This window comes from Paenibacillus glycanilyticus (genome assembly GCF_030161375.1).
GTDB classification, from domain to species: domain Bacteria; phylum Bacillota; class Bacilli; order Paenibacillales; family Paenibacillaceae; genus Pristimantibacillus; species Pristimantibacillus glycanilyticus_B.
In genome coordinates this window covers 13,841-36,433 of record NZ_BSSQ01000028.1, presented here as the reverse complement: position 1 = coordinate 36,433, position 22,593 = coordinate 13,841, and the positions used below count along the sequence as shown (strand labels likewise).

The 22,593-nt window shown below is 50.8% G+C and carries 27 protein-coding genes and 1 riboswitch; of the genes, 23 read left to right on the top strand and 4 right to left on the bottom strand.

Annotation, left to right across the window (positions count from 1 at the left end):
• The first annotated feature begins 229 nt into the window (after positions 1-229).
• The gene (locus QQK89_RS27765; RefSeq protein WP_284242014.1) at positions 230-1,270 is read left to right on the top strand and encodes a mannose-1-phosphate guanylyltransferase; all 1,041 of its coding nucleotides are present in this window, start codon (positions 230-232) and stop codon (positions 1,268-1,270) included.
• Positions 1,267-2,220: a GDP-mannose 4,6-dehydratase gene (locus QQK89_RS27760; RefSeq protein WP_284242013.1), complete on the top strand. Its 954-nt coding sequence runs from the start codon at positions 1,267-1,269 to the stop codon at positions 2,218-2,220. The genes QQK89_RS27765 and QQK89_RS27760 overlap by 4 nt, the downstream gene beginning before the upstream one ends.
• 59 nt (positions 2,221-2,279) lie before the next feature.
• Here the strand turns inward: QQK89_RS27760 and QQK89_RS27755 are convergent, their stop codons facing one another.
• Positions 2,280-3,560 (bottom strand): glycosyltransferase family 4 protein, encoded by a 1,281-nt coding sequence (locus tag QQK89_RS27755; RefSeq protein WP_284242012.1) that lies wholly within the window; start codon positions 3,558-3,560, stop codon positions 2,280-2,282.
• 168 nt (positions 3,561-3,728) lie between these two features.
• Positions 3,729-3,841, top strand: a riboswitch (TPP riboswitch).
• 145 nt (positions 3,842-3,986) lie between these two features.
• Between QQK89_RS27755 and QQK89_RS27750 the strand changes: the two genes are divergently transcribed.
• The 6 genes from QQK89_RS27750 to QQK89_RS27725 all read left to right on the top strand — a co-directional run bounded on the left by QQK89_RS27750 (position 3,987) and on the right by QQK89_RS27725 (position 8,645).
• The gene (locus QQK89_RS27750; RefSeq protein ID WP_284242011.1) at positions 3,987-5,021 is read left to right on the top strand and encodes an ABC transporter substrate-binding protein; all 1,035 of its coding nucleotides are present in this window, start codon (positions 3,987-3,989) and stop codon (positions 5,019-5,021) included.
• A gap of 50 nt (positions 5,022-5,071) precedes the next feature.
• Entirely contained in the window at positions 5,072-5,374 is a 303-nt protein-coding gene (locus QQK89_RS27745) for a thiamine-binding protein (RefSeq protein ID WP_284242010.1), read from the top strand.
• Positions 5,364-6,146, top strand: coding sequence for an ABC transporter permease (locus tag QQK89_RS27740; RefSeq protein ID WP_284242009.1), 783 nt, complete (start codon positions 5,364-5,366; stop codon positions 6,144-6,146). Before QQK89_RS27745 ends, QQK89_RS27740 begins: the two co-directional genes overlap by 11 nt.
• Complete coding sequence (locus QQK89_RS27735; RefSeq protein ID WP_284242008.1) at positions 6,143-6,892, top strand: ABC transporter ATP-binding protein; 750 nt, start codon at positions 6,143-6,145, stop codon at positions 6,890-6,892. Before QQK89_RS27740 ends, QQK89_RS27735 begins: the two co-directional genes overlap by 4 nt.
• A 26-nt stretch (positions 6,893-6,918) precedes the next feature.
• On the top strand, positions 6,919-7,719 hold the full coding sequence (locus tag QQK89_RS27730; RefSeq protein WP_284242007.1) for a TatD family hydrolase: 801 nt from the start codon (positions 6,919-6,921) through the stop codon (positions 7,717-7,719).
• Positions 7,720-7,859: 140 nt separating this feature from the next.
• The gene (locus QQK89_RS27725; protein ID WP_284242006.1) at positions 7,860-8,645 is read left to right on the top strand and encodes a glucosaminidase domain-containing protein; all 786 of its coding nucleotides are present in this window, start codon (positions 7,860-7,862) and stop codon (positions 8,643-8,645) included.
• A 26-nt stretch (positions 8,646-8,671) separates the two neighbouring features.
• On the opposite strand, the gene QQK89_RS27720 is transcribed toward QQK89_RS27725, so the two are convergent.
• Positions 8,672-9,010 (bottom strand): L,D-transpeptidase, encoded by a 339-nt coding sequence (locus QQK89_RS27720; protein ID WP_284242005.1) that lies wholly within the window; start codon positions 9,008-9,010, stop codon positions 8,672-8,674.
• 135 nt (positions 9,011-9,145) lie between these two features.
• On the opposite strand from QQK89_RS27720, the gene QQK89_RS27715 reads away from it, so the two are divergent.
• From QQK89_RS27715 to coaD, 4 genes are all read left to right on the top strand, one after another.
• Complete coding sequence (locus QQK89_RS27715) at positions 9,146-9,592, top strand: CBO0543 family protein (RefSeq protein WP_284242004.1); 447 nt, start codon at positions 9,146-9,148, stop codon at positions 9,590-9,592.
• Between the two features lie 321 nt (positions 9,593-9,913).
• Complete coding sequence (locus tag QQK89_RS27710) at positions 9,914-10,126, top strand: single-stranded DNA-binding protein (protein WP_284242003.1); 213 nt, start codon at positions 9,914-9,916, stop codon at positions 10,124-10,126.
• A 19-nt stretch (positions 10,127-10,145) separates the two neighbouring features.
• Positions 10,146-10,736 (top strand): 16S rRNA (guanine(966)-N(2))-methyltransferase RsmD, encoded by a 591-nt coding sequence (gene rsmD / locus QQK89_RS27705; protein ID WP_284242002.1) that lies wholly within the window; start codon positions 10,146-10,148, stop codon positions 10,734-10,736.
• Positions 10,723-11,235 carry a pantetheine-phosphate adenylyltransferase gene (coaD, locus tag QQK89_RS27700; protein WP_284242001.1) on the top strand — a complete coding sequence of 171 codons (513 nt, stop codon included), beginning with the start codon at positions 10,723-10,725 and terminating at the stop codon, positions 11,233-11,235. The genes rsmD and coaD overlap by 14 nt, the downstream gene beginning before the upstream one ends.
• A 7-nt stretch (positions 11,236-11,242) precedes the next feature.
• Here coaD and QQK89_RS27695 read toward each other — a convergent pair whose 3' ends face one another.
• Positions 11,243-12,487 (bottom strand): nucleoside recognition domain-containing protein, encoded by a 1,245-nt coding sequence (locus tag QQK89_RS27695; RefSeq protein WP_284242000.1) that lies wholly within the window; start codon positions 12,485-12,487, stop codon positions 11,243-11,245.
• 132 nt (positions 12,488-12,619) lie between these two features.
• Between QQK89_RS27695 and QQK89_RS27690 the strand changes: the two genes are divergently transcribed.
• Entirely contained in the window at positions 12,620-13,420 is an 801-nt protein-coding gene (locus QQK89_RS27690) for a S16 family serine protease (protein WP_284241999.1), read from the top strand.
• Between the two features lie 5 nt (positions 13,421-13,425).
• Here the strand turns inward: QQK89_RS27690 and QQK89_RS27685 are convergent, their stop codons facing one another.
• On the bottom strand, positions 13,426-14,673 hold the full coding sequence (locus QQK89_RS27685; RefSeq protein WP_284241998.1) for a nucleotidyltransferase: 1,248 nt from the start codon (positions 14,671-14,673) through the stop codon (positions 13,426-13,428).
• 162 nt (positions 14,674-14,835) lie between these two features.
• Here QQK89_RS27685 and QQK89_RS27680 point away from each other — a divergent pair, with 162 nt between their 5' ends.
• From QQK89_RS27680 to rnc, 10 genes are all read left to right on the top strand, one after another.
• Positions 14,836-15,360, top strand: coding sequence for a YceD family protein (locus QQK89_RS27680; RefSeq protein WP_284241997.1), 525 nt, complete (start codon positions 14,836-14,838; stop codon positions 15,358-15,360).
• A gap of 38 nt (positions 15,361-15,398) precedes the next feature.
• Positions 15,399-15,572 (top strand): 50S ribosomal protein L32, encoded by a 174-nt coding sequence (rpmF, locus tag QQK89_RS27675; RefSeq protein ID WP_167280790.1) that lies wholly within the window; start codon positions 15,399-15,401, stop codon positions 15,570-15,572.
• A 180-nt stretch (positions 15,573-15,752) separates the two neighbouring features.
• Positions 15,753-16,325, top strand: a complete 573-nt coding sequence (gene fapR, locus QQK89_RS27670; RefSeq protein ID WP_284241996.1) for a transcription factor FapR — start codon at positions 15,753-15,755, stop codon at positions 16,323-16,325.
• Between the two features lie 60 nt (positions 16,326-16,385).
• Positions 16,386-17,378 (top strand): phosphate acyltransferase PlsX, encoded by a 993-nt coding sequence (gene plsX / locus QQK89_RS27665; protein WP_284241995.1) that lies wholly within the window; start codon positions 16,386-16,388, stop codon positions 17,376-17,378.
• The gene (locus QQK89_RS27660; protein ID WP_284242089.1) at positions 17,378-18,364 is read left to right on the top strand and encodes a beta-ketoacyl-ACP synthase III; all 987 of its coding nucleotides are present in this window, start codon (positions 17,378-17,380) and stop codon (positions 18,362-18,364) included. Before plsX ends, QQK89_RS27660 begins: the two co-directional genes overlap by 1 nt.
• A 14-nt stretch (positions 18,365-18,378) precedes the next feature.
• Positions 18,379-19,302, top strand: a complete 924-nt coding sequence (gene fabD, locus QQK89_RS27655) for an ACP S-malonyltransferase (protein WP_284241994.1) — start codon at positions 18,379-18,381, stop codon at positions 19,300-19,302.
• 31 nt (positions 19,303-19,333) lie between these two features.
• Positions 19,334-20,083, top strand: coding sequence for a 3-oxoacyl-[acyl-carrier-protein] reductase (gene fabG / locus QQK89_RS27650; RefSeq protein ID WP_284241993.1), 750 nt, complete (start codon positions 19,334-19,336; stop codon positions 20,081-20,083).
• Between the two features lie 95 nt (positions 20,084-20,178).
• Entirely contained in the window at positions 20,179-20,412 is a 234-nt protein-coding gene (acpP, locus tag QQK89_RS27645; protein WP_091181516.1) for an acyl carrier protein, read from the top strand.
• 150 nt (positions 20,413-20,562) lie between these two features.
• Positions 20,563-21,804, top strand: a complete 1,242-nt coding sequence (gene fabF / locus QQK89_RS27640; protein ID WP_284241992.1) for a beta-ketoacyl-ACP synthase II — start codon at positions 20,563-20,565, stop codon at positions 21,802-21,804.
• Positions 21,794-22,489, top strand: coding sequence for a ribonuclease III (gene rnc / locus QQK89_RS27635; protein WP_284241991.1), 696 nt, complete (start codon positions 21,794-21,796; stop codon positions 22,487-22,489). Before fabF ends, rnc begins: the two co-directional genes overlap by 11 nt.
• Positions 22,490-22,593 lie beyond the last annotated feature (104 nt).

Here is a 22,593-nt window from a genome sequence, read left to right as displayed (position 1 = left end):
AGCCGTGAACGAACGTCTATTTTTGCTAGATTATGTAAATTCATAGTCGGGCGGAGTCATATGCCTGATTTCTGTCCCTTTTGGCTATTCGTCCACTAGCATTTCTCTATCAAAGCATAAGTTATAGATATGTAATTGATCAATCCGGCACCGGTTAAGGAAGGAGCTCCGGCTTGAATACGCGAGAGAGATTAATACTAGTAGAGTTGCCGTTTCGAGGTGAACAACCATGATAGCAGTCATTATGGCAGGAGGGAAAGGAACTCGTTTTTGGCCGCGAAGCACGGTTGCGAAACCGAAGCAATTTCTGACGCTTGCTTCGGAAGAAGCTACGATGCTACAGCAAACGTATGCAAGGTTCCGTTCTTGCCTGCCCGAAGACAATGTTTATGTCGCCGTAAGCGAGAATTATTTGCCTATCGTCAAGGAACAACTCCCCGAGCTGGGAGAGAATCGGATTATCGTAGAACCGGAGCAAAGAGACACCGCTCCATGCATTGCCCTGACCGCAAGTTTCTTCATGAAGCTGGAGCGGGATGAAGTACTCGTTACGGCGCCTTCGGATCAATATATTCCGGATACGGAGGATTTAATGGAAGCGCTGCGGGAAGCGGAGAAAGCAGCTAGACAGGATGGCGTAGTCGTGACGCTTGGAATCGTTCCTACAAGAGCGGAAACGGGTTACGGTTATATTGAAGCGAAAGAGACGGTTGACTCGGTACTACGGATCAAAGAAGTGAAAGCTTTTATTGAGAAACCTACGAAGGAAAAAGCCGAGAAGCTCATCGAGATGCCCAATATGTATTGGAACAGCGGTATTTTTATATGGAAGCCCTCTACAATTGCCCGTTATATGCTAGAGTTCCAGCCTCAGATGTGGTCGATCTTCGAGCAAGAGGGAGAAGAATTCAGACAGTCGTATGCCCGTTTGCAAAAACTCTCTATCGATTATGCACTGGTAGAAAAGCTAAAGCGTCTCTATACGATACCGATCGAATTTATTTGGGATGATGTAGGTACCTGGACGTCGCTTGAGCGTATTTTCAGTACGGACGGGGACGGGAATTTGCGAATCGGCAATATCTATCCGTTCGCCACGCGCAATACCATCATCTATTCCGAACAGCAGCAGGTCGTCGTCATAGGCATTGAAGATCTGATCATTGTCTCGACGGAAGAAGGGTTGCTCATTTGCCGCAAATCGGATGAGCAGAATGTGAAGCATGCCATTGCCGCGCTTACGGCCGATCAAGAAGGCCGGCAGGCATGAAAGCACTAATTACAGGGATAACCGGTTTTGTAGGCAGTCATCTTGCTGAGCATCTGCTTAGTCAGGGAATTGAAGTGACAGGAACGATACGGAGTCACAGCTCGCTTCGGCATATTCGTCATCTGCTGCCGGATATGCGCCTGTATGAGTGCGAACTGATGGATCCAGATGCCGTAGAGCGGATGATGACAGAGGTCAGGCCGGACCTGATCTTTCATCTGGCTGCGCAAAGTTATGTGCCTTTGTCTTGGGAGTCGCCTGCCGAGACTTTAACTAATAATATTATGGGTCAGATTCATTTGCTGGAAGCCATCAGAAAGCTTGATTTAACTCCCAAAGTGCTGATTGCCTGCTCAAGCGAAGAATACGGCCAGGTCCAAGAGGATGAAGTACCGGTTACGGAGATGAATCCTCTGCGTCCGATTAGTCCTTATGCCGTCAGCAAGATTGCCCAGGACTACTTGGGATACCAATATTACAAGACGTACAACCTGCACATCGTACGAACGAGGACATTTAACCATTCCGGTCCGAGGAGAGGCGAGCAGTTCGTTACTTCCAATTTTGCGAAACAAATCGCCGAGATTGAGAAAGGCTTCAAACCGCCTGTTTTGTATGTGGGAAATCTGGATGCAACGAGGGATTTCATGGATGTCCGGGATGTTGTAAGGGCGTACCGGATGGCGCTGGACTATTGCCAGCCCGGTGAAATCTACAATATTGCTTCAGGACAAGGCCGCGAGGTTCGAGAAGTTCTCCAAGTGCTGCTTGGTTTTAGCACGGTGGACATTACAGTCGAAGAAGACAAGACCAGGCTGAGGCCATCCGATGTGAAAGTATTGGTTGGCGACTATACGAAATTTTATCGCCAGACCGGATGGACGCCGGAGATTTCGTTTGAACAATCATTAAACGATTTATTGAACTATTGGCGACATGAGCTGGCTTAACAAGCCCTAACCCGGTTGCGGTGCGATTTATGCCTTGACCGGGCTTAGGGTTTTGTTAGCTAAATAAGCGCCAGCTCTTTTAACCGGTTTTTAATTTTTTGCCCGATGACGGCCGGAGAAAATTCCGTATGGATCGTGCGCATGCCGCTTGACGCGATGGATTCGCGCCAACGCTCGTCGGTGACCAGACGCTGCATATAGTCGGCGGCATTGCGGACATTAGGTTCCGCCCAGATTTGATGGCTTTTGTACGGTCCCCAATCCTGGCCGATATTTACAAGCTGGTAGGATACCGGGCAAGAATTGGATGCGTTCATAAATTCGGTATTGCCGGACCAGTTCGTAGCGATAACGGGTTTGCCGAGGTACATCGCTTCCGCTAGGCCGAGTCCAAATCCTTCGGCTCGATGAAGAGATACGTAACTGTCGGTGCATTGAAGCAACGAATTAACCTCATGCCTCGACAATACTTTGTCGATCAGATACATATTGCTTCGCTCGGCAATCATCTTCTTCAGTTCGATCAAATCGTGCGGCCGGTATTCGGCGTTGTTGACTTTCAGCACAAGTCCTACCCGCGAATCGGTTTTATCGAAGGCTAGCTTGAAAGCTTCAATGACGGCGCCGGGATTTTTGCGCAAGGTAGAGCTTTGCACGTCGTACATCATCAGGAATAGAAACCGGTTCTCCGGGAGGCCGAAGGAAGAACGGTTAATATTTGGCGCTACTTGCACTTGAATGCAGTGCGGGATGGTTGTCACGGGAACATTGGAGCGTTTGGAGACGGATGATGCGACAAATTTGCTGCATACCCACACCTCATTGACATGGTTGAAGCCTTCGACATATTCATCCGGAAACTCCGGCAACTCCCAATGCCAATACCCGATATTATATCGGCTGTTGTACAAATCATCGCCAAAATGTTCGCGCGCAGGACGCATAAAGTCGGCGTTCATATGGAAAATATTCGTGTTGAAGCGGGCTTTGTCCAGCATTTTATGCGACCAGCTGTAGTCCGACATTCTCGACGCTACGGGTAATGGGAAGTTGATCAAGCCAAATGGAAGATTGGCCGATTCCATTGCTTTGGCAGCAAGCCGCGAAGATTCCCCGATGCCCATCTCGGCATGAACGAAGCCAATGATATTAACGCCAGGTTCCCTTAGAGTGGCATCAATCGGAGGCGATGCGGCAGCAGTGGCTCGGCGGTTGTGGCGTCTATGTTTTTTTCTATTAGGTTTACGGCGTGATTTGGAACGGCTGGCGGAATTGCGTTTTTTCGCTTTTACTTTATTGGACCGTTTCAGCTTTTTGCTTTTCTTGTGTCGTTTGGTCACCCCGGTTCAATCCTCTCGATATTAGCGGATATGCACTCGACTACATACTATTCATGCCAATTGCCAGGCTATAAGGACAACAACCTACTAGAGGCAAAAAAACGGCGTATGACTAAATAAGCTGGCTTTTTTGGCCAGAAGGGTTATAATATTGTTTATTGACGTAATTGAATAGTAACGGGGAGCTGGTTGAGGCTAGCTGAGAGGGGATTCCGCAGAAAATCCCGACCCTTATACCTGATCTGGATAATGCCAGCGTAGGAAATGATGATATAGGTTTGCCTCCTATTTGAGATAGGAACGGGTAAGTCTATATACATAGCTGACGAAATGTATGGTCCTCCGGAATCGGAGGGCCTTTTTTTATTGCGGCAGACAGGTGAAGCAAACGTCATGACGGTTGTAGAGAGAAAGGGAGAGAGACAGATGAGGACAGGGACAAAAAAAGGATTAGCGGTTATTGCGGCGATGTTGGCAGTTGTTATGCTTCTGGCGTCATGCGGATCGGGCAATAACAAGAATGAGGCATCGGAAGCTCCGGCGGGCGGCGGAGACAAGCCGTTGACCAAAGTGAAGGTTGTGCTCGACTGGACGCCTAACACGAATCATACCGGCTTGTACGTTGCGCGCGACAAAGGTTATTTCAAAGAACAGGGACTTGACGTGGAGATTATTCAGCCCGGCCAGGACGGTGCGGATAAAATGGTTGCTTCCGGCGGTGCCGAGTTTGGCGTAGGTTATCAGGAATCGCTCACGATGGCGCGGATCGCCGGCGTACCGCTCGTGTCCGTTGCCGCTGTTATCCAGCATAATACATCGGGATTTGCTTCTCCCGTATCCAAAGGAATCGATTCACCTAAGAAGTTCGAAGGCAAAACGTATGGCGGCTGGGGAGCGCCGGTAGAGGAAGCCGTAATCGGCTCGCTCATGCAGGAAGAAAACGCGGATGTATCCAAAGTGAAAATGCTGAGCATCGGCGACACGGATTTTTTCACGGCGGTGAAGCGCGACATTGATTTTGCGTGGATCTATTATGCATGGACTGGCGTAGAAGCCGAGCTTCGCGGCGAGAAGCTGAATATGGTTTATTTGACCGATTACAGCAACAAGCTGGATTATTATACGCCGCTGCTTGAGACAAGCGAGAAGATGGTTGCCGAGAAACCGGAGATCGTGAAAGCTTTTGTTGCAGGGGCGGCAAAAGGGTATCAGTATGCTATTGATCATCCGGAGGACGCGGCCGAAGTGCTTATTAAGGCAGAACCGGACTTGAACGCGGATTTGGTGCGGGCAAGCCAGAAGTGGCTAAGTCCGAAATATACGGACGATGCGTCGCAGTGGGGGATCCAGAAGAAAGAGGTATGGGTCAACTATTCGCAATGGATGTTTGAGCACAAGCTGCTTGAGAAAGAGCTGGATGCGGACAAAGCGTTCACGAACGACTTTTTGCCGCAAGCTTAATTGGGAATAAAGAGGACAAGACGAGATAAGGAAGAGGAGAGCTGACGATTATGGCTAATGCGCTTGTAAGCATTCAAATATTACCGACAACCCCAAACGGAGACAGCGTAATTCCTTACGTTGACCGCGCGATCGAAATCATTAAGGCATCCGGGGTGCCTTACCGTGTAGCGCCGCTGGAGACAACGATGGAAGGCGAGTTGCCGCAGCTGTTTGAAATTGTTCAGTCGATGAATGAAGCGATGACGGAAATGGGTTGTCCATCTGTCATTTCGCAAGTAAAAGTTTATTTCAATCCTGCTAATGGCGCTTCTATGGGCCGTTTATTGGAGAAATATCCGGATGGGCAATAAGGGCCGGAGAAGCCTGCATGCGATTTGGCCTTCTGCTCTGCTTGTCCTTATTCTGCTTGCCGCTTGGCAGCTATCGGTAGACAGCGGCCTTGTACCGGAGTGGCAGCTGCCATCGCCGATTACGATTGTGAAAGAAATGGCCGAAGTATGGCCGCGTTTGATGGATAACGCCTCCGCAACGGTAAGCCTGGCCTTGATCGGATTTGCGGGAGGCGCGTTGGCCGGATTTGCGCTAGCCGCCATTCTTCATTTGATTCCGATTGTACGTAAGGCGGTATATCCGCTGCTTGTCGTCACTCAGAACGTACCGGTCATCGCAATCGGACCAATCTTGACGATCTGGCTGGGCTACGGCGTGCTTCCGAAGCTGATACTGGTCTGGATCGTTTGTTTCTTCCCGGTGTCGGTTGCCATGCTGAACGGGTTCAAGGATACGGATCCTACGCTTCGCAATTATATGCAAATGATTGGAGCGGGCAAGTGGCAGCTGTTTATGCGATTGGAGCTTCCCAATGCGGTTACGCATCTATTTTCCGGACTCAAAATCGCCGCCTCGTATGCGGTTCTCAGCGCGGTGGTCGCCGAATGGTTAGGCGCGGACAAGGGATTAGGCCATTATATGATTCTTTCATCCAAAGGGTATGAACCGGCAAGGGTGTTCGCGTCCGTTGTTCTGATCGTCTTGCTCAGCCTAGCCTTATACGGCCTTGTTGCGCTCGTCGAGAAGTTGGTTATCCGGTGGCGGCCCGTGAAGGGAGAGGTACGTTCATGAGCACATCTGCATTAGAATTGAAAGACATTTATAAATCGTTTGATTCCGGCAGCAAACAGGTGCTGGACGGCTTGTCGTTCACGGTGGCCGAGAATGAATTCGTCTCCATTATCGGCCCTTCCGGCAGCGGCAAAACAACGTTGTTCCAGTTGATCGGCGGTCTGGAAAAACCAACCTCAGGAGAAGTGTGGATCAGCGGAAAACCTACGACAGGGAGCCGCGGACATATTGCTTATATGCCGCAACAGGCCTCTCTTATGCCTTGGCGATCGGTTGCCGCCAATATCGAGCTTGCGCTTCAGGTTGCAGGCGTGGAACGGAAAGCTTCGGGCATAGCGGCTCGGGAATGGCTGGATCGGATTGGTCTGTTGGAATATGCGGATTCCTATCCGCATGTCTTATCAGGCGGCATGCAGCAGCGAGTATCTTTTTTGCGGGCGCTGTTGTCTCCTCAGCCGCTCATGCTTCTGGATGAACCGTTTGGCGCGCTGGACGCGTTAACCAGACAACAGATGCAGCGTTGGCTCATGGAAATATGGGAGCAGAACAAGCGGTCCGTCCTGCTAGTTACGCATAGTATCGAAGAAGCTTTGCTGTTGTCCGACCGAATTATGGTATTGTCTTCCGCTCCCGCTGTCCTATTGGAAGAGATCGAGGTACCATTCGCAAGACCTCGTTCCCCGCAGCTATGGAAGGAACCGTTGTTTAATGAATTGAAGCAACAGATTCAGGACCTGCTTCAATGAGCAAAGACGGAAAAGAGGAACCGCGCATGCAGCAAAAGAAGGCTATTGATGCCCATATTCATGTGGATCTATATGAAGATCAAAACAGGCTGTTCATGCTTGAGCAAGCTTTTCAGGCAGGTATTGAGGCGGTTGTGGCGGTGTCCATGCATCTGGAGTCCTGCAAGATACAGGCTCTTCTGGCGGAGAAGTTTCCTGGACGCGTGATTCCCGCTTACGGGTTTCATCCCGAGCAGCCCATTCTCTCGGACGAGCATAAAGATGAGCTGTTTGCGTGGATTTGGGCACAACATGAAGCGGGGGAATCGTTCGCCATCGGTGAAGTGGGTTTGCCTTATTACGATAGAACTTCCGCGGAAGAAAGCGGAACGCCGTTTGACGAAGCGCCGTACATTGCGCTGCTTGACCAATTCGCAGCGCTCGCGGCGGAACTTGACCGGCCAATCGTTCTTCATGCGGTCTATGAGGATGGGGCAAAAGCTTGCGATATCATGGAGCGGCATCAGGTGAAGAAGGTTCATTTCCATTGGTTCAAAGGGGATGAAGCAACGGTTGAACGGATGATCCGGCTTGGTTATCTCATTTCGATTACTCCGGATGTTGCTTATGAGGAGGAGATTCGGCAGTTAGTCGAGCGATACCCTCTGGAGCAATTGATGGTGGAGACGGATGGTCCTTGGCCTTTTGAAGGTCCTTACGAAGGCCGCGCGACAGTGCCGGAAATGGTATTTGACGTTTGTTCGCACATCGCTGCGATTAAACGGCTCCCCGAACAGGAAGTCCGGGAGAAGCTGCTTCGCAACACGCGCGGATTCTACGAAATATAGAGGAGTGTACTCCGTTAAACCCCGGCATGGCCGTGGGCTTAACGGAGTTTTTTATTTCAGGCACGGCAGTAACCGTTACCTATTGGATCAAGAATCCATAAACTTTAGTATGATTGTTTCATGGGAAGGAGGAGGACAAGATGGCATCTCTAACAAGAACTCAATTTATCGGTGCGCTAATTCCAACCGTTCTGCAAGTTAGACGCGAAGGCTCGCCCATACTCCCTTCCGTGCGGCTTGCGCAATGCATTCTGGAAACCGGCGGCACGATTCATTCGTGGTACAACTTAGGCGGAATTAAAGTGGGAAGCGGCGTTCCCAATCTGTATTGGCATGGAGAAGCCGTTGTGAAAGGAACTTGGGAGGTCGTTAACGGCATGCAGGTGAGCATGAATTCGGCTTTCCGCGCATACAAAAGCGTCTATCATTTCATGAAAGACCAAGATCTGCTCTTTGCAACTTCACGGTATGTACGCGTCCGCGCTGCCGTAACTCCCGAACAGCAAGCAGTCGCTTTGTACGTCAGCGGTTATGCAACCGACCCACAATATCCGAATAAGATAATGGCCATTATTAACCAATATTTGCTGAAGCAATACGATACCGCTTTTGCCTCCGCGCCGGCGACAACGCTGTTCAGGTCTTCGCAGACGATTCCAATTCTAATTGACGGATTGGTCGCGGCTGTCGGCTATTACGACGGTGGGACAACCTGGGTGGCAGCCCGCAAGCTTGGAGAGATGCTTGGCGCCGAGATCGACTGGGTAGGCGGCAAGGTAACGGTGAATGGCAAGGGGCTTGATTCCAGGCTCGACATTTCTACCGGTTATGTAGCGGTAAGAGACTTGGCGGCGGCGCTAAACCGCAAAGCAGTTTGGGAGCAAGCGACCCAGACGGTAACGCTGAAATCGGCAGATCTCCCCTGAGAGACTGCCGATTTGTTGTTTTGGGGTCAAGGGCGTATCGTTACGCGCGTTCCTACAGGGGTAAGATCGGATAAGGCAAGCACGTCCTCGTTATACATTCGAATACATCCGTGGGAGACATATCTGCCAATGGATGAAGGATCATTGGTCCCGTGAATGCCGTAATGCGGCTTGGACAACCCCATCCAGAGCACGCCAAACGGTCCGCCGGGATTTTCCTGTTTATTAATGATTTTGAACTCGCCGGTAGGCGTTTGCGTCACCATTCGGCCAATCCCGACGGGATAAGAGTGAACGACGACATTTCCGTCAAGCAAATGAAGCATCCGGTCCGACAAATCGACGATAATGCGGTAAACGGGCATCGGAAGCAACCACCTTTTCTTGGAGTTAGCTTATAGCCAACATATTTCCGGACAAGTCGTATGGTTACAAAATGTTGTCTTATTTGGATGACTTCTGAGAATACTATGGGAAAAAGCGCAGGCAAGGGTGTACATATGCTATTTAACTTTATCGTCGGATTTATCGTTCCGTGGTTAATCTTCCTTGTTGCTCCGATCCCGAATAAAACAAAATTAGTCATTCGCGTGTTGCCGATTAGCTCGCTAATGGCTTTTCTTCTTAATGACTTTTTTGTCAAACATGGCTACTGGCTTGTGAAACCGGTCTTTGAAGCGAATGAATCTTATTCGGCCATCCCCTTTAACCTTGGTTTGTACCCTGTATGGGGGATTTTCCTGATTTACTTTATCGAGAAGAAGCGTAACTGGTCACCGGTCTTGTGGATTGGGACGTGGAGCGTCGGCATTTCGTTCGCGGAGTATTTGCTTGTAGCGGCAGGAAGGGTGATCTATGACAACGGTTGGCACATCTATTGGACGTTTGTGTCGTACCTTGTAGCCTTCTCGGTCGTGTATTTGTACAGTAGGTTGAATAGGAAGTGAATATAAAAGAATCGGACGCTCGTGAAAGAATGTGTAAAAAAGATTCAAAACATATCGTATGCTATCGGTTTCTTGAATTTCATAATATCAAACAAAAAACCCGCAAGACCTTGTTTTACAAGGTTTTTGCGGGTTTATATGTTTAAAAGGCGTCCCTGTAGGGATTCGACTCTTACCGTGCAGTGAAAGTTGGTGAAGGTTTTGATTTGGTGGACAATTGGTAGACAACTCATTTGAGATCGCTTGATTGGTTTGTAAGAAGGCCTTATAAATAAAGGGTTTTTACAAAAAAATCGGACGCTCATTTCTGAGCGTCCTTTCATGGGAGAGGAGAAACCGGACGAAGAGCTTATGGGGAAACGTAAGTCTTCTCCGCGGTTGTCTACGGCATCTTCCGACGCCGATGATCTTATCTTGTCCGCTTTATGGGCGATTATACATTTTACGCCAAAAAAATATTATGCGGCTCCTTGTAACGGTGCCCATGCCTTTATCATCCAAGGTAAAGTGTGGTACGATAGGCAACGACAGTAGAGGAAGGGAGCAATAAGCAGTGAGAGTCATTGCGGGAGCGGCAAAAGGCCGCACGCTGAAGGCGGTTCCCGGCACGAATACGCGCCCAACGACCGATAAGGTGAAGGAAGCGATATTCAGCATGATTGGACCGTTTTTCGACGGTGGCCTGGCACTCGATTTATTCGCTGGCACCGGCGGGCTCGGTATTGAAGCTTGGAGCAGAGGCATCGAGCGGACGATCTTTATCGACCGAGAAAAAATAAGCATTGATATTATTAAATTAAATACCGAAGCGGCAGGAATGGGTAGACATGCGGAGATTTACCGCAACGATGCAGAGCGCGCGCTTAAGCTGCTTGAGAAGCGCGGAATAGCGTTTTCCCTTGTATTCCTGGATCCGCCTTACCGTTTGACCCATATGGACGAGCTGATGGCTGATTTGGCGCAGCGTTCGCTGCTCGAAGAGGGCGCGACCATTGTGGTGGAGCACGACGCAAGCCACGAGTATCCGGAACATATGGAGCCATTCGAACAGTTGAGAAAACAAAAATACGGCGATACGGCAGTGACGATCTACCGCTATTCGCCTGGCGGCACAGATGGAGGAACAAGCAATGCAGATGAATGAGAACGGTCGCGTGGCGGTATATCCCGGAAGCTTTGATCCGCCGACATTAGGACATCTCGATATTATCCGCCGCTCAGCGAAGCAATTCGATCATGTCATCGTAGCTGTATTGAACAATACGAGCAAAAGTCCGATGTTTACGCTTGACGAGCGCAAGGAAATGCTTCGGGAGATTACAAGCGATATTCCGAACGTATCGATCGACAGCTTCCGCGATTTGCTCGTCCGGTTCATGAAGTCACGCAAAGCGAGTGTTATTGTGCGCGGGATCCGTTCGGTAACGGACTTTGAATACGAGCTGACGCTTGCTTCGACCAATCAATTGCTGGATCATGAGATTGAGACGATCTTCATGATGACAAATCCGAAATTCTCTTACCTCAGCTCCAGCATCGTGAAGGAGATTGCCATGTTCGGCGGACCGGTGCAAGAACTGGTGCCTTCTCCGATCGAACAGCGATTGCTGGAAAAATATAAAGCCAAGCAGACTAACAATTAGTTGAATTTTAACCGCGATGACTCGGATCAGTGGTCCGGGGGGCTAGGAATTGCAACGCGAGAATTAGTATAGCAAGTACGGCCGCGGCCGTCAGCGCATAAGGCCACAGGACGGGGAGGCCGATTGCATTGACGGCCTCGTATGCGTTAGACGGCCTTTGCCAGCCTGCGCCGTCTTGCGGCAGCATGGCACTCTCAGAGCCGGTTAAGCGGCTTGGCAGCAACGTTATGACGGCTTGTGCCGGCTTCCATAGCAGCAAGCCAAGCACGGCGGCGTGCAGGGCATGTACAAGCCTGATTCCGATCAAGGGAAGAAGCTTCAGATCCGTGCCGGTAATCGAATAACCGGTCTGCAGCAAGGCGCTGATGCCGCTCCAGGCAAGCACAGCCGCTACTGCAGCTGCGCTCATTGCGCTGCTTACGTTTGGTCCTTGCCATACGGCAGCCGCATAAGAGCCGATATGGCCTTCCAGAAGGGCAGGCAATAAGAGCTCGGTTGCCCCATTCGGCAGGGCATAAGGAATAAGCGGCAACGCCAGCCTGGCGATTACGGCAGCAAAAATCATAAAGCCGCCTGCAATAAGCAGCTTTTGTACGCTGGAAGAGACCGCGTCGCCGAGCACTTTGCCAAAGCTTCGGCCATCCCGGTCCCGGCTTGTATTAATCGCATCCGCTACTTGAACGAGCATTCTTGCCGGTGCGTTTGATGAATGCGGTGAAGCATGTCCCTGCTGAGCAGAAGACTCCCGTCTTCTGCTAAATATCGATATCCAGCCGGCCGTACACAAAGCCGATAGCCATACAATAGCGGCGATGAATAGGCCAAGCTCTGGACGATGGAGAAAGCCTGCGCCGATCACGACCAGCATAAACAGCGGATTCGGCATATGGGAAAGAGCCAGCAGCCGTTGTCCTTCGCGCCTCGTCACGATCTTTTCCTTGCGAAGAGCTGCCGTTGCCTCAGCGCCAGCCTGATGTCCGGACAACCATCCGAAGAGCAGCGGCAGCGCTGCTTCACCAGGCAATTTGAGCAAGGCTTGCATAATGGGCCGGAGCACAACGCCAATACCGTGAAGGAGACCAAATGCGGCAATGAGTTCGAATAAGACGAGGAACGGCAAGAGGCCCGGGAAGACGATATTCCACCAGATCGTAAGCCCTTGGAGAGAAGCTTGGAAAGCTTCATCCGGCTGCCGAATTATGGAGGCGACGAATACAATCGACACAACGGCGTACAAAACGGTTCGGATCATCTATCAATCAACTCCAATAGAATTAGGATCGTAAGGACACGAATAAATTCGGACAAACCAAGGTCTGTTTCATTGTACGCTTGGGCAGAGCCGGTTAGACCAAGCCCTTGTGAAGGGAGGCAGCGATTTGTCATGCACAAAGCAATACGAACCGGCAAGGCGAGACAGGCAGCGGGAGTCCTATTAATCGCCGTTTTGCTATGGGTGGTTGTCTATGCCCCTACGCCGCTAGTGATTTACGAACCGGGCCAAACCTTCGATACGAAGACGCTTGTCCAGCTCGGAACGGAAGAAGCACAAACAACCGCTCCGGGTTCCTCTTCGAATGAAGGCGAATTTCTGATTACGACGGTTAAACTTACCGACGCGAAATATTGGCAGGTCATTGAAGCAGCGTGGAAGAAAGACTTTGCGGTGTACAGCAAAGATTCGGTTATGAAGGGTATGTCGGAGAAAGCGTATTTGGAGAAGGCGAAGGCCCAAATGACATCCTCGCAAAATGTCGCTTTGGAGGCCGCTTATCGATACGCAGGCATTGCGTATAAGGTTTCTGCAGACGGACAGCACATTCAATCTGACAAGGATAGCGAGCAAATCACGATTAAAACGAGTGAGATTGGCGGACCTTCCGCCGGACTTATGTTTGCTCTGCAATCGACTCAGCTATTATTGGATCGGAATTTGACCGGAGGGCTTCGGATAGCAGGTACAGGAACCATTAATCCAACCGGCAAAGTGGGGGCAATCGGAGGCATTACATTCAAGGTGGCTGCTGCTGACAAGGAAGGGGCGCAGTTATTTCTGTCGCCTGCGGATAATTATGCGGAGGCTGCCGCCAAAGCAACAGAGCTTCGCAGCGAGATGAAGATTATTCCCGTCACCTCGCTGGAATCCGCAATATCGGCAATTGAGCTTGCTTCTGCCTCGGAATGATCTAACTATTCGATGATAATCGGTCTGTCGGTAAAATCACGGAATATCGCCGCGGACGAAGCATGTCCGGGCTGAGCTAGCATGTAAGCCGCCGTCGCTTGGGTATCAAGCTCGAGGTAGCGGGATTGGACAGGCGATCTTGCGGCGCTGAGCAGAACAGGCAGCCTCGCTTCCTTTTTCATGCGTTTAAGCAGCTGCTGCCCTTTGCTCGTAAAGCCCAGTACGCGAATGTACTCCACCCCGGCAGCAAGCTTGTCCGGCGTGAAATCTTCTTTCTTATGGTTAAGCAGAATAGAGAGCAAAGCTCGCTGCAACTTCGTTCTGGTGTATCGCTTCGTCTTCAGAGCCTCAAGCAGCGGTTCCATGCCGGTATGCTCGAGCTCAGGCAACGCATTCAGCAACCGGTATTCGAGACCTTCCGTCATCTCGCGGTATTCGGCTAGCTGATCCGGCCTCTGCGTAACGACAGCATGCAGAAGGGGCTGTACAAAGTTTGCCCAGCTCACCGGACTTCTGCCAGATGCCCATTCCCTTTGCATCACATCATAGGTTGCGGATGGCACAAGCGGCCGGCTTGCTTCAAGCTTGCCGTCTTCCAATAGCAGCTTGCGGATCGCCGTTGCGCTTGCGATGGCACTGTCGGTAACGGTGGTCTGTCCGTATTCCGACTTCTCCCGGCGGATCGTATACGGCGTCATGCGTCCCTGTATGCGCTCCAAAGCAATTAAATAGTGAAGTCCCAGCGTATGGTTAGGTTGGGCAAACGGAAAGCCGGCAGCTTCCTTGCGTCCGACCGATAATAAATAAGCTGCGATTGCCGAGCTGTATGCGCTTGGATAACTTTTGCCGCTTAACAATTCTTCGCGAAGCAGGCGTTGGAACTCAGGAGGCTCATGGGCAATCAGTTTTGCGGCATCATGCAGCACTTCGATCTCGCCGCTCTCAGTCCCGAAGCAGAAGGCGTCGACAATGCCTGTAGCCTCCAGTACGGCGACAGCGCCGTAAGCGAACCATTCTGCCGCTTGCGTGGCGTAGGCGGTCGGCAATTCCAGGACAAGGTCGCAGCCGCCTCTCAGCGCGGCTTCCGTCCTTGCCCACTTATCCATAACCGCCGGTTCTCCGCGCTGCAGGAAATGCCCGCTCATGACGGCAACAACGGCATCGGCTTCTGCTATTTTTACCGATTCTCGCAAATGATATTGATGACCGTTGTGAAATGGGTTATACTCAACAATTAGTCCTACCGTGCGCAACCTTGACATCTCCTTGTTTCAGATGGATATATGTTCCATCATAACACAGGGAAGCCGATTTATTCATGAAATTACCGGCGAAAAGATGAAAAACATGGTTAAATTGTTGACAAAACCGCTCAAAGATAGATATAATAATTTTTGTTTGTTTGGGGTGATCTCATGCAGTTTCATGTACAAGAAACGATGTCCAAAGGCATTAAGGCAAAGATTGATGAGAATCTGGATGTGTCGGCTTTATTCAAAGACAGATCCGATGTTATCAGTAACGGTCCGCTCCACGTATCGCTTCAGGTAACCGGCAATGAAGGATCGATTGCAGTCGAAGGCGAATTGTCCATCGATTGGGAACTCGCTTGCTCGCGGTGTCTTGACCCCGTGAAGCTTCATACGGTAATTCCTGTAGCCGATCAGTTCAAACCGGCGTCCGAAGACAATGAGGACGAGACGGATGAATCAGAGGATGACGACATTATTGCGGTAACAGGGGACAGGCTGGACTTGAGGCCTTATGTGGAAGAAGTGCTTCAGCTGTTCATGCCGTTCGCTCCGTTATGCAGTAAGGATTGCAAAGGACTGTGCCAAAATTGCGGACAAAACTTAAATGAACACAAATGCGGCTGCTCAACCGAGAAGATTGACCCTCGAATGGCAGTGCTCAAGGATTTATTCAAAGACGAACAATAATGAATGACCGATTGATTCTATGAAGGAGGTGGGAAACAATGGCAGTACCACAAAGAAGAACATCCAAAACTCGCCGCGACAAACGTCGTACGCATTTCAAACTGGCTGTACCAGGTATGGTGAAATGCGAGCAATGTGGAGAGCTGAAACTCGGCCACCACGTATGCAAAGTGTGCGGATACTACAAAACAAAAGAGGTTATCTCCCAATAATCTCAGGTTTTTCCCACAATAGCACTTCATTACGATGAGGTGCTATTTTTTTTATGTCCGTTGCTTACATAAGCTTTTTTTTATATACTAAATTAGTACCAGGTTATAATATCAGTTATCATTCGAGTAAAATTAGACAAGGGTCACAATACTGTTAAGGTGGTGCCGAGGATCGAACGAATGCCAAAGCGACAGCGGCATCAGCTGCTCGCTCAACTGATTGACGAAAACCCCTTTATGACGGATCGGGAGCTTACGAGGCATTTGAAAGTCAGCATACAGACGATTAGGCTTGACCGGATGGAGCTCGGTATTCCCGAGCTGCGCGAGCGGATGAAGCTGATGGCTGAGCGGACGTATGATTCTGTTCAGTCTTTGCCGCTGCATGAAGTGATCGGTGACATTGTGGACTTGCAATTGGACAAAAGCGGGATTTCGATGTTCGAAATTCGAGATGAGCATGTTTTCTCGCGTACGGGGATTGCCCGGGGTCATCATGTATTTGCCCAAGCAAACTCGCTCGCGGTTGCTGTTATTGATGAGAAAATCGCTCTCACGGTTACGGCGGACATTCGCTTTATCAGACCGGTCAAATTAGGCGAGAAATGCATTGCAAAAGCTTATGTACGTTCGATATCCGGCGAGCGCCACAAGTCAAAGGTGGAGCTCTTTACCTATGTCGGGGACGAAATGGTGTTCCAAGGGAACTTCGTCATCTACCGGTCAACAGGTGAAGGTGAGAGCGAAGCGTAAGCTTTTATGAGTTTAGGCTTTGCCGCTATTGAGGGGCGAAGCTTCTGGGAGGAAAAAGACATGCGGATCGCCATAGATGCGATGGGAGGCGACCACGCGCCGAGCCTTATTGTGCAAGGCGCGCTGGAAGCTGCGGCGGAGTGGCCGGATACGGAATTGGTTCTTGTTGGAGACACGGCAGCCATTGAGCCGCTCCTCAAAGGACAAAAGCCGGCCAACGTGACGTTATGCCATACGGATGAGGTGATCGGTCCGGATGAAGAACCGGTCAAAGCGGTTCGTCGGAAAAAAGGCTCATCCATGGTCGTTGCCGGCCAGCTAGTTCGGGAGAAGCATGCGGACGCTATGATTTCAGCAGGCAACACAGGCGCTTTGATGACCACTGGACTGCTCGTTGTAGGCAGGCTTGATGGCATTGAACGCCCGGCGCTTGCGCCAATGCTTCCGACCATGGATGACGTAGGCGTACTTGCGCTCGACTTAGGCGCTAACATGGACGCGAAGCCGGAGCATTTGCTGCAGTATGCAATCATGGGCAGTATTTACCGTACGAAGGTACATGGTTTGGAAAATCCTCGTGTAGGGTTGCTGAACGTCGGTACTGAAGAGCGGAAGGGTAACGAATTGACCAAAGCCGCATATGATCTGCTTGAACAAGCACCGATCAACTTTATTGGCAATGTCGAGGCACGGGATTTGCTTAATCGCAGCTGCGATATTCTTATTTGTGACGGCTTTGCGGGGAATATTATGCTTAAGGCGATTGAAGGTACGGCAGGTACGTTGATGACTTATCTGAAAGAATCCTTTGGCGCTACTTTTATGACGAAGATTGCGGCAGCCATTATGATGCCAAGACTTCGCAGTTTAAGAAAGAAAATGGATTACAAGGAGCATGGGAGCGCTCCGCTGCTTGGTCTGAACGGTCTCGTGATGAAATGTCACGGATCATCGGATGCTCTTGCTGTCAAAAACGCGATCCGGCAAGCCCGAATCGCCATTGAAGCACAGCTAACAGAATCAATCGCAGCGGAAATAGGCGGGAGGTCATGATGAATTTACATCCTGTTGGCATTATTGGTACGGGCAAATACGTTCCCGACCGGATTTTATCCAATCAAGAACTGGAACAAATGGTTGAAACAAATGATGAGTGGATCGTCACGCGCACCGGCATCCGCGAACGCCGTATGGCAGCTGCGGAGCAAGCGACATCCGATCTGGCTTATCAAGCTTCGCTGAAGGCGATTGAAGCAGCAGGCATTACGGTTGAAGATATCGATCTAATTATCGTTTCGACCATTACGCCGGATACGTTTTTCCCTTCAACGGCCTGCCTATTGCAAGATAAACTAGGCGCCAAGAAGGCTGCGGCATTTGATTTGTCGGCTGCTTGCTCCGGATTTATCTACGGACTTGCCACCGCGTCCAACATGATTGCAACAGGCATGTACAAGCATGTTCTGGTCGTGGGAGCGGAAACTTTGTCCCGCATTACGGACTATACGGACCGCAACACCTGCATTTTGTTCGGTGACGGTGCCGGCGCTGTCGTGCTCGGACAAGTGGAAGAAGGCCGAGGCTTCAAAGCGTTCGAACTTGGCGCGGACGGCAGCGGCGGAGAATTGCTGAAAGTAAGCGGCGGCGGTTCCCGTATGCCTTCATCGGCGGAAAGCGTTGCGTCCAAACAGCATTATATTCATATGGCCGGCAATGACGTGTTCAAGTTTGCGGTTCGCATTATGGGCGGAGCCGCTGAAGAAGCGCTTCGCAAGGCTGGCATGAATAAAGAAGACATTGATCTGCTTGTTCCCCATCAAGCCAATGTCCGCATTATTCAATCGGCATTGAACCGTCTCGACCTTTCGGAAGAGAAATGTATGATTAACCTGGACAAATACGGCAACATGTCGGCTGCGTCCATTCCGGTTGCGCTCGCGGAAGCCGTGGAGCAAGGCCGGGTTAATGAAGGAGATTGCCTCGTATTCGTAGGCTTCGGAGGAGGCCTCACCTGGGGCGCTTCCGTATTGATCTGGTAACGGAGGGAATTCATTTGAGTAAAACAGCCTTTGTATTTCCCGGCCAAGGCGCGCAAGCGGTTGGCATGGGCAAAGACGCGTATGAAGCATTAGACAGCTCGCGCGCTATATTCGAGCAGGCGGACGAAGCGCTTGGCTTCAAGCTAAGCGAGATCATCTTCAACGGTCCGGATGACGAGCTGAAGCAGACGGCAAATACGCAACCTGCTCTATTGACGGTTAGCGTAGCCTTCCTGAAGGCGCTTGAAGGCCGAGGCCTTAAGCCGGATTATGTAGCCGGACACAGCTTGGGCGAGTACAGCGCTCTTGTGGCAGCAGGCGTAATGAGTTTTGCGGATGCTGTCCGCACGGTTCGCGCCCGCGGTCAGTTCATGGAACAAGCGGTTCCTGGCGGACAAGGGGCGATGGCAGCCGTGCTTGGAGCGGAACGCGGCGTATTGGCTGAGCTTTGCGCGAACATTTCGCAGGAAGGAAATGCGGTTGAATTGGCGAATGTTAACTGTCCGGGTCAAATCGTCGTTTCCGGTTCGGCTGCAGGCGTGCAGGCGGTTGTGGAGCGCGGCAAAGAGGAAGCAGGCGCCAAACGCGTCATTCCTCTTGAAGTAAGCGGGCCGTTCCATTCTTCGCTGATGAAGCCAGCTGCTGAGAAGCTGTCCGGCGTATTGTCGGATATTTCGATGAACGACGCATCCGTACCGGTCGTGGCCAATGTAACGGCGGCTCCAGTAACGGAAGCGGCTGCGATTCGCAATCTTCTGGTTGAACAAGTTTATTCTCCCGTTCTATGGGAAGATAGCGTCCGTTATTTAATCGAACAAGGCGTGGATACGTTTGTTGAGATTGGTTCGGGTACCGTATTAGCCGGCCTAATCAAGAAAATCGACAAAAACCTGCGCGTTATTTCGGTTAACAGCATCGCAGCAATCGAAACCCTGTAAGGTACCGCGCAAAACTTGGAGGAGGTATACCATGTTTGCTAGTCTTGAAGGTAAAAAAGCGCTAGTAACCGGCGCATCCCGCGGGATCGGCCGCGCGATTGCCGTCGCTCTTGCGGAAGCAGGCGCTGATGTGGCGATCAATTATTCGGGCAGCGAAGCCGCTGCTGCCGAAACGGCGAAGGCTGTTGAGGCGGTTGGCCGCCGCGCGATTATTCTGAAAGCGAATGTCGGAAAATCCGCTGAATTCGAAGCCATGGTCAAAGAAGTTGTCGATCAATTTGGCTCGATTGATATTTTGGTGAATAACGCCGGCATTACAAGAGATAATTTAATTATGCGTATGAAAGAAGAGGAATTTGACCAGGTTATTGAGACGAACTTGAAGGGTGTCTTTAACGGGATCAAAGCGGTAACGCGGCCTATGATGAAGCAGCGTTCCGGACGCATTATTAATATCTCTTCGGTTGTTGGCGTGCTCGGAAATCCGGGACAAGCGAATTACGTGGCAGCGAAAGCTGGCGTGATTGGCCTCACTAAATCGAGCGCACGCGAGCTTGCATCCCGCGGCATTACCGTCAACTGCATCGCTCCAGGCTTCATTCAGACGGATATGACGGACAAGCTTTCCGACGAAATGAAGGAATCGCTGTCCTCGCAAATACCGCTTGCGCGTCTTGGAGCGGCAGAAGATATTGCTGCAGCAGTGCGCTTCCTGGCATCCGGCGCAGCATCTTATATGACCGGCCAAACCGTCCATGTAGACGGCGGCATGTACATGTAAGATTTGCTTATCCGCTGGTGTGACAGCAATTGCAACGGTTTGTATGGCATTTTGTCTTAAATTCTCGTATAATACCCTAGGAGGAGGTGAATCGGATGTCCGAAGTAGTAGAACGTGTAAAACGTATCGTCGTCGACAGACTTGGCGTAGACGAGGCGGAAGTCACGCTGGAAGCTTCCTTCAAAGATGACCTCGGCGCTGACTCTCTTGATGTCGTTGAGTTGGTCATGGAACTGGAAGACGAGTTTGATATGGAAATCTCTGATGAAGATGCAGAGACCATCACCACGGTGGGAGAAGTAGTCAATTACATACAATCTCATACGTAAGGAAATCAGGGTCCCGTTGTAATAAACGGGACTTCTCTCCATCTGAGGCACGGAATCATCATGACATTATGAATGAGCTTGTACGCTTTTAATCATAGAAGATGTGATGCACACATCTAAATAGCAGTCCACTTGAGGTGAATCTTACTAATGAAGCAAAGAGTTGTTGTTACCGGCATGGGGGTTATTACCTCGCTCGGAGCAGATCTGGATCAGTTTTGGGGTAATTTGATGGAAGGCAAATCAGGCGTATCGCATATCGAAGCGTTTGACGTATCCGAATACCCGACTCAAATTGCTGCCGAAATTAAAAACTTTAATCCTGAGGATTATAATCTCGATAAAAAAGAAGCACGCCGCATGGACCGTTTCGTCCAGTTCGCTTCCGTAGCCAGCTTGAATGCGGTTAAAGATGCCGGCCTTGATATCGGTGCCAGCGTAGATCCTGAGCGTGTGGGCGTTATCGTGGGTTCCGGTATCGGTGGCCTCGGCACATGGGAAGACCAGCACAACATCCTGCTCGAGAAGGGTCCTAAGCGCGTAAGCCCGTTCTTCATTCCGATGATGATCGCGAATATGGCTTCCGGACAAGTATCGATGCTGACAGGTGCTAAAGGTCCTAACAGCACAGCGGTAACCGCTTGTGCAACGGGTACCCACTCGATCGGCGACTCGTACAAAATGATTCAGCGCGGAGATGCGGATGTAATGATCTGCGGCGGTGCCGAAGCAACGATCCGTCCTACCGGTCTTGCGGGCTTCTGCTCGATGCGCGCAATGTCCGTTCGCAACGACGAGCCTGAGAAAGCAAGCCGTCCGTTTGATATCGACCGCGATGGTTTCATTATGGGCGAGGGCGCTGGCGTTCTTGTTCTGGAATCTCTTGAGCATGCGCAGAAACGCGGAGCCAAAATTTATGCGGAAGTGATCGGTTACGGCATGAGCGGAGACGCTCACCACATGACGGAGCCGGATCCGGACGGAGCAGCACGCTGCATGACGAAAGCATTGCGCGATGCCGGCATTGAACCTGAAGCGATTGATTATATCAATGCTCATGGCACATCAACGCCTGTAGGCGACCGTTCCGAAACAAGCGCAATCAAGAAAGCGTTTGGCGACCATGCTTACAAGGTGGCTGTCAGCTCGACCAAATCGATGACGGGCCACCTGCTTGGCGCTGCCGGCGGCGTTGAAGCCGTTATTCTCGGTCTTACGCTTCAAAACGGCATCATTGCGCCAACCATCAACTTGGACAATCAAGATCCTGAACTTGACCTCGATTACGTGCCTAACAAGCCACGTAAAGCGGATGTCAAGACAGCGCTGTCTAACTCATTTGGCTTCGGCGGTCATAACGCGACGATCGTGATGAAAGTCTATGAAGCGTGATTCCATCAACGAGCTGCAGACCCGTCTGCAGCTTCGCTTCAAACAGCTCAAGCTGCTGAAGCAGGCATTTACGCACACCTCCTATGTGAATGAACATAAGCATGGGACGATCGAGCATAATGAACGCCTGGAGTTTCTGGGCGACGCTGTATTGCAGCTGCTCGTTTCGGAATATTTGTTCAGTGCATATCCGAACCGTCCGGAAGGCGAGCTGACCCGAATGCGGGCATCTGTCGTATGTGAACCTTCACTTGCGCAGTTTGCAGAGCGTCTGGAGCTTGGCGCGCATATTCAGCTTGGCAGAGGCGAAGAGCAGCTTGGAGGTAGACAGCGTCCTGCGCTGCTCGCCGATTTGTTCGAAGCTTTTGTTGGAGCGATCTTCCTGGATGCAGGGATTGAACGGACTAGAACGTTTCTCGAGACGCATATGTTCCCGTATATCGAGTCCAATGACTACGGCCTGCTGGTGAAGGACTTTAAGTCCAAGCTGCAGGAACGCGCGCAGCACAAAGGACTTGGCGCCGTGGAATATCGGATTATGGAAGAACGTGGACCTGCTCATGACCGGGAGTTTGTCGTCGAGGTATGTATCGGCGAGATACCGTACGGGAATGGCAGCGGCAGAACGAAAAAGGAAGCAGAGCAGCGTGCTGCGGCCGTAGCTTGGAAATCGCTGACGGAATAAGAGAATACGCCCGCCTGAGGATTCTGGCAAGGATCTCAAGGCGGGCTTTTTTGTCTTATTTTGCAGAGGTCAAAAGGATTAACGAGCCGCGTCAAGTTGTGTTA